Here is a 14,269-nt window from a genome sequence, read left to right as displayed (position 1 = left end):
ACAAACAACTGCAAAGTACGGGCGAAAACAGCACAAAGGGGGAGAAGAACATGATGTTTGATCAATTTTCCGATGACATATGGGTGACAGCGGTCCAGGTTGCCACTGTTTGGACCTCACCAGCGTCACCGCGCACCATTGACAGGCATGGGGTGACGAACCCAACCGATATTGACAAGTGGATTGCCGGTTTAACGTATGAAACAACGGTTGCGCTGACTGATGAAGACCGCGTGCAAACCCAGCTGCTGTACGGGGAGCCGGTAATCATTACAGAAACAACCGACGAATGGGCGCATGTCGTCATCCCGTCGCAAAGCTCTATCAAAGATGAGCGCGGCTATCCGGGCTGGGTACCGCTGGCGCAACTTGAACGCGTCAATAAATCCGATTGGGAGCGCACCATGTCAGCTGCAGTCTCTGACAAATATCTGTGGCTGGAAAATGAAGCAGGGGAAAAAATAATGAAGCTTAGCTATATGACCATACTGCCGGTCATTCACGAAACAGACGACCGCATTTGTGTCGCTACCCCCCATGGCACACGTTTTCTACCACGCAGAGGCGTACAACTATTTCATTCACAGCAAGGCTTACCAAAACAGCCGGGAGAGCAGCTTATTGCGGACGGAAAGCGGCATCTCGGGCTCGGTTATTTTTGGGGCGGCATGAGTGCGTTCGGCTATGATTGTTCCGGTTTCGCCTATGCGATGCATAAAGCAAATGGGTATATCATTCCGCGTGATGCCAGTGACCAAGCGCGGGATGGGGAAGTCGTCCCGATAGAATCGCTGCAGCCGGGGGATTTGCTGTTTTTTGCCTATGAAGAAGGAAAAGGTAGGCTGCATCATGTCGGCTTCTATTGCGGTGATGGGAAAATGCTTCATTCACCGCAGGCAGGAAAAGGGATTGAAATCATATCAATCAAAGGAACGAAATATGAAAAAGAGCTTTGTGCTGCCAGACGCTACTGGGAGCAGACGGAGGAATCCCAATGACAGCGCGTGTTTTACAAATTAATCATCTATATAAACAATTTGCAGTGGGAAAAGGAAGCGTGCTGACAGCCGTGAATGATGTAACGTTTCATGTTAATAAAGGCGAAACGTTCGGGCTTGTCGGGGAATCGGGCTGCGGGAAAACGACGATCGGCCGCACCATCATGGGCCTATATGATAAAACGTCGGGTGAGGTGCTTTATGATGGCCGGGACGTACACGAATTGGACAATAAGGAACAATTCCAATTCTACCGGACGATGCAAATGATTTTTCAAGACCCATATGCGTCATTGAACCCCCGCTCGACCGTCAAGGAAATTATCGCCGAACCGATGGAAGTTCACGGGATGTATACATCGAAAAAAAAGCAGCTTGACCGCGTTATTGAACTGTTGGAAGAGGTGGGGCTGAATCGTGGTCACGCTGAACGCTATCCACACGAATTCAGCGGTGGACAGCGGCAGCGGATCGGCATTGCCCGGGCACTTGCGCTTGATCCGGATTTTATTATCGCCGACGAACCAATCTCCGCATTGGATGTATCCGTTCAAGCACAAGTTGTCAATCTATTAAAAAAATTGCAGGCGGAAAAAGGGCTCACCTTCTTATTTATCGCCCATGACTTATCCATGGTGAAGCAAATTTCCGACCGAATCGGTGTGATGTATCTAGGCAACATGGTGGAGTTGACCTCAAGTGATTCGCTGTACGAAAACCCGCTGCACCCGTACACCCAGGCACTTTTATCAGCTATCCCGATCCCTGACCCGGATATTGAGGACAGTCGGGAGCGGATCATTCTGGACGGGGAACTGCCGAGTCCGGTCAATCCGCCGAGTGGCTGTGTGTTCCGGACGCGCTGCCCATTTGCGATGGACATTTGCGCGGAACAAAAGCCGGCATGGAAAGAAGTCGAGACAGACCATTACGTGGCCTGCCACCTGCATGATAAAGCAAAGGCGTAAGCGCCCGGTTAGCGACGTACGGACTGCGCCTGCGCGTCGCAGGTGGGTCGGCGTTGCCGCGCATCGCGGTGGGGTTAGCCGATCTTCCTAACTAGCCGAAGGAGATAAAGGAAACACGACGACCATAGGGAGTCGATGTTGACTTATCGGACGGAGGTGAAGGAAGTCGCGCTAGTCGCTGGGCGCTGTAGCCGGACGTGGCTTAACATGCCAGAAAAAATTACATCGCTCTATTTCTTACGTACCCCAACCGTCAATACGCGGAAAAAACCTGTGCAGTCATAACATTGCACAGGTTTTTTTCTGACTATTTAACAAGGCCTCGCTGATTTCACTTTCTGGTTCTATTTTGACCCCAAATTGTATAAATTTAATAGCAGGAATACTAGAAGATGAAGTTATCCAATCAAGGTAAAGGAGGCAGTTCATGAAGAAAAAACCAATCATCCCGAAAACCTTGAAAAAAAAGCGACCCAAAAGCCTGGCGAAACGTGACAAATTACAATTACTTCAGAAGAACAAAAAACCGCTTTGGCTTAGTAAAGCGTCCGGACGATGGAAAATCCCCGTCCTTCTGTTCCTGACAAGTTTGCTTATGGTCATATTAATCCTTCCAACCGCCGTCGTTCTCCCATTCATGTCCAGCGGGGGTGCAGAGGGAAAAGCAGTGGAAAGAAGTGCTGCCGGTGTAGAAGTCGCACTTGGGGAGTCGCCGTTTTCCGTTGAAGTCGCACGGGCAAGCACCGATGAAGTGGAAGATGTTCCATTGGAGACATATGTTTCCCGTGTTGTCGCCTCCGAGACCCCGGCGGAATTCGACATGGAGGCGCTGAAAGCACAAGCCTTGGCCGCCAGAACATACATCGTTAATCGCCTGTTGCATCAGGACAATTCAGATAAACCGGATGTCACTGATACGACAAGTGATCAAGTCTATCATAATGAAGAAGAATTACGGAAAACGATGGGAAGTGATTACAACAAAGAAATGAAAAAAATCAAAAAGGCAGTCGCAGCAACGAAAGGGGAAATTTTGACCTATAAGGACCAACCAATCACACCGGCCTATTTTTCCACAAGCAATGGCTATACCGAAAACTCAGAAGACTATTGGAAAAATGAGGTGCCTTACTTACGCAGTGTGAAAAGCCCGTGGGACAAAGACACACCGAAATTTTTAGATCAGCAAATATTTACACTTCGGGAAGTGGAAAAACAGCTGAAAACGGATCTGCCGGACATCAAAAAACTCACTATGGAAATTGCCCGGACTGATAGTAACCGCGTCAGCCAGCTGAACATTGGCGGCAAAACATATACAGGTAGAGACGTGCGTGAGGCATTGGGACTGCGCTCCACCGACTTCACCATTGAAAAGAAAAACAACCACCTGATCTTCACCACGAAAGGATATGGGCACGGCATCGGCATGAGCCAATACGGCGCAAACGGTATGGCCAAAGAAGGGAAAACTTATAAAGAAATTGTCCAACACTACTACCAAGGAATCGACATCAGCACCGTCAACGACGCCGTTCCGACCCTTGTTGCCAAATAAGGATGCGGGAAGAGCATTTTAGGGAAAATCGCCAAAGTTTAGCGTGAAAACGCCAAAGTTTACCTCGAAAACGCCAAACTTTAGCATGAAAACGCCAAAGTTCATCGCAAAAACGCCAAACTTGAATGGCATAAAAATGCTATGTGCTATAAAGAAGGAGAGGTTCGACCATTCGTCGTTCCTCTCTTTTTTGCTGTTGTGCCGGAATAAAAACTAGTTTCAGCACGCTTGATTCCTTTACGTTTCCCTACTTTCACAGAAAAATGCATGAATCCAGGGAATTTTTATGAATAAAATGTATAGTTTTTGATTTTTCTGCTCAGAATGGTTGTTGAGGTGATGACATATGACAGAAGAAAACAAAACTCCAAAAAATAAGTGGAGTCGCATTTTACGCAAGAAGTGGTTTTTTCCAGCAGTGTATTTGACGGTTGCTGCATTGCTCCTGTCGTTGGTGGTCTGGTACCAGAACCTTGACAATCAGATGAATCAAAGCCAGGAAGAACCAGATACGGAAGATTATACACCGGTTGAACATGACCGGGAAGCAAAGCCTGTCATGGATCAGCAGGAAATCATCCAGAGGCCTGTTGAGAACATGGATCAAGCAGAAATCGTAACTAAATACTATGACTACGACGCAGATCAAAAAGAGCAGGAGAATGCCCTTGTTGTCTTTAACAATCGCTACTATCAAAGCACCGGTATTGACATCGCTGCTGATGATGGGGAAACATTTGATGTACAAGCGTCGTTAAGTGGTAAAGTTACAGAAGTCAAGGAAGACCCACTCATGGGCAATAAGGTGACACTGACACATGAAAATGGTGTAACAACGCATTATGCAAGTCTCGGCAAGGTGAACGTTTCTGCTGAGGATCAAGTGGAACAAGGCGATGTGCTTGGTACCGCCGGAGAGAGCCTATTCGGCAAAGACAATGGCACCCATGTTCATTTTGAAATTAGAAAAGATGAAGAAGCCGTTAATCCGGAAACATTCTTCAACCAGCCGGTCAGTGCACTGGATGAGGTCATGACTGACGATGAAAAGTCCGAAGAGGAAGAGGAAAACACCGATTCTGACAAAAACGAAAAGAATGCAGAATCAGACGACAGCAAGAAATCAGAAGAATCTTCTAAGGAAGAGAATGAATCCGATAAGTCCGATGAATCATCCGACCAATCCGATAAAACCGATAAAGAAGAACCATCAAACGACGAGGAAAAAACCGAAAAGCCAGATGCAGAAGGTGAAAATCCAACCGATTCACCTTCCACATCAGACAACCAATAAACCATAAATCAACCAATAACCCTAGTATAACATCTAGGGTTATTTTTTTGGAGCCCGCTCGTTCATCCCATATGCTTCCATTTCCCCGAGTGCAAATGCTAGTTTCCCCAACGCCTTTATGCAGCCACCTTCAGGGGAGTGCTATATAGACATCCGTTTTTCGCAAAATTTTCAATAATACTATTACATTTTACCTTGTATCGTGGTACTATTAGTTTGAGCGCGTTGGATTTTGTCGTTCTATTCATGCAACACGCATCACGAAGAAAGGGAGATATCCATGTCCGAGTTAACAGCCGATACCCTGTCCAATGCAATCCCAAACATAGCTGATGTAAGTCAGGTAACCCTTGAGCAAATATTATTGCTGTCGCGGCATAAGTATGACGAGAAGACAGCGCAGCAAGTGGCACGAAGCTACTGTTTGCAGTCCTCCTCGGATGATGCCCGGAAAAAGGGAATGGAATTTTTATACGTGAATGGATATGATAACGATTTGCAGCAATTAATCAATCGGAATAAAGAGTCGGAAAATCTGTCAACTCAACATTGGGCAGCAGTCTATCAGCTTACTCTCGATCAGAAACAAAAGCGCTACCCGCCAAATGAAATACTCAGGCGTACGAACAGACTGCAAACCGATGAACCAGAGCTGCAGTCGTTAATTGAATTCATCAAAATTATTGTTCATTACAGGAGAAACGCATATGGAGAATTTGGTAATTTCCTGGAAAAACAGCAAAAACTATTTAATAAGATAAATGATCCATTTCTTCTATCTTCTTTTAATATCCGGCTATATCAACACTTATTTGTCTACTATTTGTTCCGCAATGCGGCAATCGTAGCACGGAAATATGCATTCCAAGCGTTGAACCAAATGACGAATCCGGGCACACAAATAAATATGCACATCCATTTAGGACTATCGTATGTTTATGACACGTACGAACAAGGTATATACCATTTGTATAAAGCATTGGAAATTGCCCGGGCGGAAAAGATGGACAAGCAAGCTAAATCCATTGAGCAGCGGAGTATCCCATTTCTATCAGCCCACTTTGGAAGATTCGATGACATAACGACGACAGACAAAAGCGAACAGGCACACATCGAACTAGCCAAAGGAAATTATGCTAAAGCAGAAACCATTTTAAAAGACGTTGATATAGACAGTCCGTTCAAATTGTACTACCTAGGTATGGCGAAGCGGAGTAAAGGCATCCTCCTTCAGTCATATAATAGCTTCGTTGAAAAACGAAACGACTATTTTTTCAGTAGATTGCCACTCAATGCACTTTATAAACTAGATATGGCTTGAATACCAACTACCACGAATGGAAAATAGGGCAAGGCTTTTCTTAGGGTAATGTTTTCTCCCTTTAAACTCGGTGGAAACAGCCATGCAGGTGATCCTTGTGCTCACCGGCGACCCGGATCTGCTACTGCAATAACATGCCGAGTTGGATAAACAACGGCCAACGTAAGCCTTCCCTATTTTCACACCGGCCTGGAAAAGAACGTGGGGGAACGCATTGCCACCATCAAGGAGAAGCAATACGTGAGTGACATCCCACCCATTCAGAAACGTGTATCATCTGTTCGAATCAGAAACGTGTATCCTCTTTTTGAATCCTCAAACGGTTATCCCACTATTTTCCAATGAACGCCCGCGTAAGCAAGGTTTCCACCTGCTCGTCATCATTCGAAAATCGCCCGACACCTCAAAAATACTGCATGTCCGCTATTCTAAATGACGTAAATTTAATCATAATCCACGCCAGCACATAATAAAATGATACAAATCGAGCATTCAGAAAAGTCTGAGGTGAGAGCTTGTGTAGCATTCCTTCCAACCGACCAACTTTTGTATCTGCTTACATATCAACCTCAAGCGTACATTTTTTCTCGTTTTGATCCATATATACGACAGCTACAGCTGCACAGAAGTCCGTATCCAAAAGAAGAGTGAACAGCGTGACATTGTATCACCTTGTCTCAACCCACACCTCGGAAATATCCAACTTAGGGAGGCGAACGGTGTGCACGATTACATCAAAGAAAGGACTATCAAGATAGGGAGATATGTCGTGGAGACGAGGAAAACCGTCCGATTAATAGCAAAAGAATTCGGAGTTTCCAAAAGCACAGTCCACAAAGATTTAACAGAACGCTTGCCGGAAGTAAGCCCGGAACTATTTAACCAAGTCAAGGACGTGCTAAGTTACAACAAATCGATCCGCCATCTCCGTGGAGGTGAAGCAACCCGGAACAAGTATAGAGTAGATGAAGAAGAGCCAGAAGACTCAACCGCCAAACCAATAGGATGACCGGTTATTCCTTGTCCGACAGCAACCTTAAGGAGGTGGTGTGACAGCTAGAATCGTAACCAAAGACCATAATTAACTCCTAAGATCAAGCAAAGCCAAAAACCCAGCCAAGTTTAGGCTGGGTTTTTGGCTGCTTTTGCGTCAGCGTCGTTGAAGGGTTGATGGCTGGAAATTGGAAACGGAATAGCGGTAGGAGCGGACATCGACGGAATAGCGGTGGGTATCAACGGAATAGTGGCGCGCATCAACGGAATAGTGGTGGGTATCGACGGAATAGCGGCGCGCATCGACGGAATAGCCCCGCACATCAACGGAATGCGGTGAGCATCAACGGAATAGCGGTGGACATCGACGGAATATAGGTGCACATCGACGGAATAGAGGTGGGTATCGACGGAATAGAGGTGGACATCGACGGAATAGATGCGGGTATCGACGGAATAGCCCCGCACATCAACGGAATAGAGGTGCGCATCGACGGAATAGTGGTGTGCATCAACGGAATAGCGGTGAGCATCAACGGAATAGTGGTGGGTATCAACGGAATAGCGGCGCGCATCGACGGAATAGGAGTGTGCATCAACGGAATAGGGGTGGACATCAACGGAATGCGGTGAGCATCGACGGAATAGCGGTGAGCATCAACGGAATAGAGGTGGGTATCGACGGAATAGCGGCGCGCATCAACGGAATAGATACGGATATCGACGGAATATCCCCGCCCATCGACGGAACAGCGCCGCACATCGACGGAATAGCCCCGCACATCAACGGAATAGCGCTGCCCCATCGTGGAACAGCGCCGCTCATCGACGGGTCGAATCGAAATATAACTGCGGGTATATTTTAGTCCAAGCTTTGTTTTGCGATATGGTTTTGCAAGTTGAACGGGAAACTGGAATCTTGCGGAAATTCACTAAGGGGTGGTGCATGATATACTCTTGCACTATTCTTCCCTGATTTATGAAGCCCCATCGTATTCATGATGTTGTATGCCGTTCTTGGGGAATCAATCTGGAGCAGGTTTCTGCATTCCTGGTTTGTGACAGTTGGCTGATGAAGAAGAAAGTGATCCAAGATGACACGTTCGTGGGCTTTTGGTTTGGTAGCAAGGCATTTTTGGCATTGCCAATTTTTATATAATCGTTTCATCGGATAGGTGTGGCATTTGCTGCATGGGATTCCCCTGATCAAATGACGGCCACTGACGCCGTGCTTTTCTAAGATGTCTGTCTGTAGTGGGGTGTCCTCGTCAGCTAAGACACGGCACAATTTTTTCAGTTGTGCGTTGGTGAGCAAATGGTTCGGATGGTTGCGACCCACCCGCTCAAGGTGCTGATGCAAGCCTTCACGATGAATGATTTGATTATAAACACCTGGGTCACCCTGGACGTTTTCGATGATTGTTGACGGATAGGCGATGACGACAAGCGCCTCGATGGGGACATTGAAAATTCCGTGCATCGCCAGCCATTCCCGCAGGTGCGTTTTTTGTGCTTCCGCTTGCAGAATTGGATCCTTGTAAGATATGACTTTTCCATCTATTTCTTGTACCATCTGCTTTAAACTTGCATCATATTTAAGCGTTCCTTTCTGATTTTTAATTTCAAGGATACAAATGAATCGTCTCGTCAGGATAAGCGTATCGATTTGGAAGTAAAATGGTGGATTCTTCAGACGGATGCCTTGAACGACGAGGAAATCTTTTCGCGGGTAGGTGGAAAGCTTGTAGTCAACATTTCGTTCACCATCATAACCGGCCTTTTCCTTCCTGTATTCTGAAATGATGGATTCATGCTTGCGGTATTGTGGTAAAAATTGCCTAAACAGCGCCTCATAAGCCAATAATGCATGGGATTTACATCTAGGTTTTAAAACAGTTGGACTCAAAAATGACACACTCCTTCTTATGAATTTTTCTATATCACTAATATTCGACACCATTATACAAACTCCTGCTTGAATAATGATATTTTAAAAAAATGTTATTACGAAGCCGATAAACGAACGGAAAACGTTAGCTCAAAAATGCTGGGACGCAACATCAACGGAATAGGAGCGCACATCAACGGAATAGCGCCGCACATCGACGGAACAGCACTGCACATCAACGGAATAGCGCCGCACATCAACGGAATAGCAGCGCACATCAACGGAACATCCCCGCACATCAACGGAATAGCACTGCACATCAACGGAATAGGAGCGCACATCAACGGAACAGCACCGCTCATCAACGGAATAGCACTGCACATCAACGGAATAGCGGCGCACATCAACGGAATAGCACCGCCCATCGACGGAATAGCACTGCACATCAACGGAATAGCGCCGCCCATCGACGGAACAGCACCGCCCATCGACGGAATAGCACTGCACATCAACGGAATATCCCCGCCCATCGACGGAACAACGCCGGACATCAACGGAATAGCCCCGCCCATCGACGGAATAGCACTGCACATCGACGGAACAGCGCCGGACATCAACGGAATAGCCCCGCACATCAACGGAACAGCACTGCACATCAACGGAATAGGAGCGCCCATCGACGGAATAGCACTGCACATCAACGGAATAGCACTGCACATCGACGGAATAGCAGCGCACATCGACGGAATAGCACTGCCCATCGACGGAATAGCGCCACACATCGACGGAACAGCACTGCACATCAACGGAATAGCGCCGCACATCAACGGAACAGCCCCGCCCATCAACGGAATAGCGCCGCACATCAACGGAACAGCGCCGCACATCAACGGAATAGGAGCGCCCATCGACGGAAAAGCACTGCACATCGACGGATCTGCACCGCACAGGGCGCGCGGGTCCTTCTTCCTTTTTTTTCTAATATTTTTTTCGAAATTTGCAGTTACATGTTGTTTTTTGTGGTAAAATATAATATTAGTAGGAATATGTCTTTTTATAGGTACGGAAAGTATTTGATATTCAGGGAGGCTTTCATGCATGTTTGCTAGGGATATCGGGATCGACCTTGGGACGGCCAATGTGTTGATTCATGTGAAAGGAAAAGGAATTGTTTTGAACGAGCCGGCTGTTGTGGCAATGGATCGCAATACCGGTCGTGTGCTGGAAGTCGGAGAAGCAGCACGCCGCATGGTCGGACGAACACCTGGAAATATAGAAGCGATCCGCCCGTTAAAGGATGGGGTGATTGCTGACTTTGATGTGACTGAAGCGATGCTAAAATATTTTATTAATAAAATAAATGTGAAGGGATTCCTGTCGAAGCCAAAAATGCTGATTTGTTGCCCGACAAACATTACGAAGGTCGAGCAAAAGGCGATTAAGGAAGCGGCAGAGAAATCCGGTGGCAAGAAGGTTTATCTGGAGGAAGAACCAAAAGTTGCAGCGGTTGGTGCCGGGATGGAGATTTTCCAGCCGAGCGGTAACATGATTGTTGACATCGGTGGAGGAACGACAGATGTAGCCGTTTTATCGATGGGCAATATTGTTACAGCGGAATCGGTCAAAATGGCTGGGGATAAATTTGATGTTGAAATTCTACAGTTTATTAAGAAGAAATATAAATTGCTGATTGGGGAACGGACAGCTGAAGATATAAAAATTAATGTAGCGACCGTTTTCCAAGATTCCCGCCACGAGGAGCTGGATATTCGCGGCCGAGATATGGTTAGCGGGTTGCCGCGGACGATCACTGTTCACTCGGAGGAAATTGAAGAAGCCTTGCGTGAGTCGGTAGCACTGATTACACAGGGTGCCAAGCAGGTGCTGGAGCGTACACCGCCGGAATTGTCTGCTGACATCATTGATCGCGGGGTTACGCTGACCGGTGGCGGCGCGCTCTTGCACGGTATAGACCGACTTCTGGCTGAGGAATTGAAAGTACCTGTATTCTTGGCAGACGAACCGATGAACTGTGTTGCCAAGGGAACGGGCATCATGCTGGAAAATGTCGATAAAGTCGAACGGAAAAAAATCGTGTAAAGCAGCATTACCCTTCATGCTTGCACGATAAACATGTGCCTTTGAACGATAGGCGCCGGCGCACCGCTATCGCCTGAAAATATCCATTAAAGGGAAGGGGAAGGCTTATGCTGAGAGGATTTTATACAGCAACCAGTGGAATGATTGCCCAGCAGCGACGGCAGGAGGCGCTGTCCAACAATATCGCCAATGCTAACACGCCGGGCTATAAAGCAGATCAGCCTGTCGTCAGAGCATTTCCGGAAATGCTGATGTACCGGATGGGTAAGCAGCACGTCCCGATCGAGCGCCCTGTCCAAGATCCAATCGGGTCGCTACATACGGGCGTTTATGTCCAGGAAAATGTACCGAATTACGGGCAAGGGGATGTCCGCGATACCGGTAATTCAACCGATTTAGCCTTACGTAACGAATCGCTTCCGGATGAGACGGGTAGCTTATTTTTCACCGTTCAAAATGCAGACGGAGAACGCCGCTATACACGCAACGGCAACTTTACCGTTGACGGGAACGGTTTTCTCACGACGCAGCAGGGGTATTACGTGCTTGATGAAGCGGGCGCACCGGTTCAGACGGGCGGCATGGATTTCGACGTCACTGAACAGGGCGTTGTACAGGCTGACGGGCAAGCGACACCCCTCGGGATAGCCTACACGGACAACGCCAACACACTTACCAAAGAAGGCAGTGGCTTGTTCAGGGGCGAGGCGGGTGGAATCCCGGCCGGAGCGGGCTATACCGTTCGTCAGGGTGCGCTTGAGCGTTCCAATCTCGATGCGACGCAAGCCATGACGCAAATGATGGAGTCGTACCGGACGTTTGAAACGAACCAGCGCGTACTGAAAGCTTATGACAAAAGTATGGGCAAGGCTGTTAGTGAAATTGCCCGATTACGCTAGGAGGGGTTGGCATGTCGCGAACAATGATCCAGGCGGCAGTTACGATGAACCAGCTACAAAATAAACTGGATATCACCGGGAATAATCTAGCCAATAGTCAGACGACCGGTTACAAAAATCGTCAGGCAGAATTTTCCTCATTGCTATTCCAAGAGATCGATAACATGACAGCCCCTGCTAACGCACAAGGGCGACTGACACCAGACGGTATTCGAGTCGGTTCAGGGGCGAAGCTTGGTTCGATTGATATGGATTTCACACAGGGCGCCATTCAAGAAACCGGTCGTGCACTGGACACCGCACTGCTCGGGAAAAATCACCTCTATCAAATGCAGGTGACGGAAAATGGCGGAACAGAAACCCGTTACACCCGTGATGGGTCATTTTATTTAAGCCCTGTGAATAATAATGAGGAAGTAATGCTGACAACAAAAGACGGCCACCCGGTACTTGGTGAAAACGGGCGGATTGTCTTTCGTGATGATTTTGATAGCATTACCATTCAACCGGATGGCGGGGTCACGGTCAAACGCGGGAACACGTCTGAGCATGTCGGAACGCTTGCAATTACCGAAGCTATCCGGCCACAATTACTGGAAGCAGCAGGGGACAATCAGTTTCGGCTGCCAGACTTGGGCGAACTCGGATTTACAGCTGATGAAGTGATGCAAGCGGCGGGCACAGGCGAGCCCATGTTGAAAAACAATGCACTGGAAAAGTCGAACGTTGATGTTGCCAAACAAATGACTGATATGATTTCCACACAGCGATCATACCAGTTCAACGCCAGAACCATAACGATGACCGATCAAATGCAAGGATTAATTAACCAGCTGCGATAACCTGAAGGACAAATACCGGTAACAGGTGTGAACATCCGGCCGGTAGATGAGGCGGCCGGTCTTGGGAGCGGGCCGGTGCGCTACAGTAAGCAACAAACGGAGTAAGGAGAAACGAGTCATGCCAACGAATCAGAGCGAACGGACAGCGGAAAACAAACAGACACGAAACGACGAGCAAGCCGTCACAGTGCTGGAAAAAGAACGCGATCAAGAACAATCCGTGTCCGGGGAAGCGGAAAGGAAACAGCAAAACAGCGACGAATCAGTGATGGAACAAGCGGAGCAACTGCAACCAGAAGCACGTGAGCCATCGAGTGGGGCGGCAGCCGCAGAACCGGCGAAGCAACCGCAACCGAAAGCAACACGCACCAGGCGGAAACAGCAACGGCAAGCCGGTGAATCAAAGAAAAACCAGCGGAAAGAACTCGCGCAATCGGCTGATCATATGACCCGGAAAGAACAGAAACAAAAGCGGAAACAGGAAAAACGGCAACATAAACAGCCAAAGCCGCGCCGCCGCATATTTCCAATCTGGCTCCGTCTAATTGTTGTATTCGTATGTTCTGTAGTGGCGCTCGTTGCCGGATCCATGATTGGTTATGGCGTGATTGGAGATGGCACCCCGATTGACGCACTCAAATGGGAAACATGGCAGCACATTATCGATATTGTAACGAAAGAAGGATAATAGCCGGGACAAAAATGTAGCATCCAAGCGAAATCCGAAAAGTGATTCAAATGTTCCCCGTTAGATGTTGAATCAGTAATAAATGCAACGAGGCAGTTGTCCGCGTCTAAAGCTTTGGCGCTTATTGTGCTTTTTTTGCTATAATGAGCGCATGATACATATGATAAGGAGAGATTCGGATGGATATTGACCAGATTAAAGAAACCATTCCACACCGCTATCCCTTTTTGCTTGTCGATAAAGTGACGGAGATGGAAGAAGGCAAGCGTGTGACCGCAGTGAAAAATGTAACGGCAAATGAACCTTATTTTCAAGGGCATTTCCCAGATTATCCGGTGATGCCAGGTGTCCTTATTGTTGAAGCACTTGCACAAACCGGGGCGATTGGCGTACTCGGGATGGAAGAAAACCAAGGAAAAATTGGCTTTCTGGCCGGGCTCGATAAATGCCGCTTCAAGCGTCAAGTTAAACCTGGAGATCAGTTGCAGCTGGAGGTGGACATTGTCCGGGTAAAAGGTTCGGTTGGCAAAGGGAAAGGCGTTGCGACCGTTGATGGCGAGGTGGCCTGTGAAGCAGAGATTACGTTCGCGATAAAATAAACGTATGTACAGGACCCCCGCTACCGTTCAACCACCATGTAAAAATGAAACTGGGACAAAGGCTTAAGAAAAATCCGAACGACGATGCAACATGCTCACGCTAGATGTTGCACCGGTTCGG

General features: G+C 47.6%; 15 protein-coding genes. 11 read left to right on the top strand and 4 right to left on the bottom strand.

What is annotated here, in order from left to right; genetic code table 11:
* Window positions 1–50 precede the first annotated feature (50 nt).
* From FFL34_RS07510 to spoIIID, 6 genes are all read left to right on the top strand, one after another.
* Window positions 51–998, top strand: a complete 948-nt coding sequence (locus FFL34_RS07510; RefSeq protein ID WP_171046322.1) for a C40 family peptidase — start codon at window positions 51–53, stop codon at window positions 996–998.
* Window positions 995–1,966 carry an ABC transporter ATP-binding protein gene (locus tag FFL34_RS07505; RefSeq protein WP_138602890.1) on the top strand — a complete coding sequence of 324 codons (972 nt, stop codon included), beginning with the start codon at window positions 995–997 and terminating at the stop codon, window positions 1,964–1,966. Before FFL34_RS07510 ends, FFL34_RS07505 begins: the two co-directional genes overlap by 4 nt.
* Before the next feature lie 427 nt (window positions 1,967–2,393).
* A complete protein-coding gene (spoIID, locus tag FFL34_RS07500) occupies window positions 2,394–3,524 on the top strand; it encodes a stage II sporulation protein D (protein ID WP_138602889.1) in 1,131 nt (376 codons plus the stop codon).
* Window positions 3,525–3,870: 346 nt separating this feature from the next.
* Window positions 3,871–4,818 carry a M23 family metallopeptidase gene (locus tag FFL34_RS07495; protein WP_138602888.1) on the top strand — a complete coding sequence of 316 codons (948 nt, stop codon included), beginning with the start codon at window positions 3,871–3,873 and terminating at the stop codon, window positions 4,816–4,818.
* Between the two features lie 280 nt (window positions 4,819–5,098).
* Window positions 5,099–6,139 (top strand): AimR family lysis-lysogeny pheromone receptor, encoded by a 1,041-nt coding sequence (locus tag FFL34_RS07490; protein WP_138602887.1) that lies wholly within the window; start codon window positions 5,099–5,101, stop codon window positions 6,137–6,139.
* Window positions 6,140–6,860: 721 nt separating this feature from the next.
* A complete protein-coding gene (gene spoIIID / locus FFL34_RS07485) occupies window positions 6,861–7,148 on the top strand; it encodes a sporulation transcriptional regulator SpoIIID (protein ID WP_234031455.1) in 288 nt (95 codons plus the stop codon).
* Between the two features lie 113 nt (window positions 7,149–7,261).
* Here spoIIID and FFL34_RS07480 read toward each other — a convergent pair whose 3' ends face one another.
* From FFL34_RS07480 to FFL34_RS07465, 4 genes are all read right to left on the bottom strand, one after another.
* A complete protein-coding gene (locus FFL34_RS07480; protein ID WP_234031454.1) occupies window positions 7,262–7,435 on the bottom strand; it encodes a hypothetical protein in 174 nt (57 codons plus the stop codon).
* A 20-nt stretch (window positions 7,436–7,455) separates the two neighbouring features.
* A complete protein-coding gene (locus tag FFL34_RS07475) occupies window positions 7,456–7,938 on the bottom strand; it encodes a hypothetical protein (RefSeq protein ID WP_138602885.1) in 483 nt (160 codons plus the stop codon).
* A gap of 56 nt (window positions 7,939–7,994) precedes the next feature.
* On the bottom strand, window positions 7,995–9,047 hold the full coding sequence (locus FFL34_RS07470) for a nuclease-related domain-containing protein (RefSeq protein ID WP_234031556.1): 1,053 nt from the start codon (window positions 9,045–9,047) through the stop codon (window positions 7,995–7,997).
* An 89-nt stretch (window positions 9,048–9,136) separates the two neighbouring features.
* The gene (locus FFL34_RS07465) at window positions 9,137–9,949 is read right to left on the bottom strand and encodes a ribosomal eL19 family protein (protein ID WP_138602883.1); all 813 of its coding nucleotides are present in this window, start codon (window positions 9,947–9,949) and stop codon (window positions 9,137–9,139) included.
* 169 nt (window positions 9,950–10,118) lie between these two features.
* Here FFL34_RS07465 and mreB point away from each other — a divergent pair, with 169 nt between their 5' ends.
* From mreB to fabZ, 5 genes are all read left to right on the top strand, one after another.
* Window positions 10,119–11,120 carry a rod shape-determining protein gene (gene mreB / locus FFL34_RS07460; protein ID WP_138602882.1) on the top strand — a complete coding sequence of 334 codons (1,002 nt, stop codon included), beginning with the start codon at window positions 10,119–10,121 and terminating at the stop codon, window positions 11,118–11,120.
* 107 nt (window positions 11,121–11,227) lie between these two features.
* Window positions 11,228–12,019: a flagellar hook-basal body protein gene (locus tag FFL34_RS07455; RefSeq protein ID WP_138602881.1), complete on the top strand. Its 792-nt coding sequence runs from the start codon at window positions 11,228–11,230 to the stop codon at window positions 12,017–12,019.
* An 11-nt stretch (window positions 12,020–12,030) separates the two neighbouring features.
* Entirely contained in the window at window positions 12,031–12,861 is an 831-nt protein-coding gene (locus FFL34_RS07450) for a flagellar hook-basal body protein (RefSeq protein WP_138602880.1), read from the top strand.
* 118 nt (window positions 12,862–12,979) lie between these two features.
* A complete protein-coding gene (locus FFL34_RS18915; RefSeq protein WP_318279612.1) occupies window positions 12,980–13,549 on the top strand; it encodes a DNA-directed RNA polymerase subunit beta in 570 nt (189 codons plus the stop codon).
* Between the two features lie 179 nt (window positions 13,550–13,728).
* A complete protein-coding gene (fabZ, locus tag FFL34_RS07440; RefSeq protein WP_138602879.1) occupies window positions 13,729–14,148 on the top strand; it encodes a 3-hydroxyacyl-ACP dehydratase FabZ in 420 nt (139 codons plus the stop codon).
* Window positions 14,149–14,269 lie beyond the last annotated feature (121 nt).

This window comes from Lentibacillus cibarius (assembly GCF_005887555.1).
Classification (GTDB): Bacteria; Bacillota; Bacilli; order Bacillales; family Amphibacillaceae; genus Lentibacillus; species Lentibacillus cibarius.
The sequence above is the reverse complement of the archived record's forward strand: the minus strand, read 5'-3'. Positions and strand labels throughout refer to the sequence as shown.

Coding starts and splice junctions, on each gene's coding strand:
- FFL34_RS07510 (WP_171046322.1), top strand. CDS start 51: ATGATGTTTGATCAATTTTCCGATGACATATGGGTGACAGCGGTCCAG.
- FFL34_RS07505 (WP_138602890.1), top strand. CDS start 995: ATGACAGCGCGTGTTTTACAAATTAATCATCTATATAAACAATTTGCA.
- spoIID (WP_138602889.1), top strand. CDS start 2,394: ATGAAGAAAAAACCAATCATCCCGAAAACCTTGAAAAAAAAGCGACCC.
- FFL34_RS07495 (WP_138602888.1), top strand. CDS start 3,871: ATGACAGAAGAAAACAAAACTCCAAAAAATAAGTGGAGTCGCATTTTA.
- FFL34_RS07490 (WP_138602887.1), top strand. CDS start 5,099: ATGTCCGAGTTAACAGCCGATACCCTGTCCAATGCAATCCCAAACATA.
- FFL34_RS07480 (WP_234031454.1), bottom strand. CDS start 7,435: ATGCGCGCCGCTATTCCGTCGATACCCACCACTATTCCGTTGATGCGC.
- FFL34_RS07475 (WP_138602885.1), bottom strand. CDS start 7,938: ATGGGGCAGCGCTATTCCGTTGATGTGCGGGGCTATTCCGTCGATGTG.
- FFL34_RS07465 (WP_138602883.1), bottom strand. CDS start 9,949: ATGTGCAGTGCTTTTCCGTCGATGGGCGCTCCTATTCCGTTGATGTGC.
- mreB (WP_138602882.1), top strand. CDS start 10,119: ATGTTTGCTAGGGATATCGGGATCGACCTTGGGACGGCCAATGTGTTG.
- FFL34_RS07455 (WP_138602881.1), top strand. CDS start 11,228: ATGCTGAGAGGATTTTATACAGCAACCAGTGGAATGATTGCCCAGCAG.
- FFL34_RS07450 (WP_138602880.1), top strand. CDS start 12,031: ATGTCGCGAACAATGATCCAGGCGGCAGTTACGATGAACCAGCTACAA.
- FFL34_RS18915 (WP_318279612.1), top strand. CDS start 12,980: ATGCCAACGAATCAGAGCGAACGGACAGCGGAAAACAAACAGACACGA.
- fabZ (WP_138602879.1), top strand. CDS start 13,729: ATGGATATTGACCAGATTAAAGAAACCATTCCACACCGCTATCCCTTT.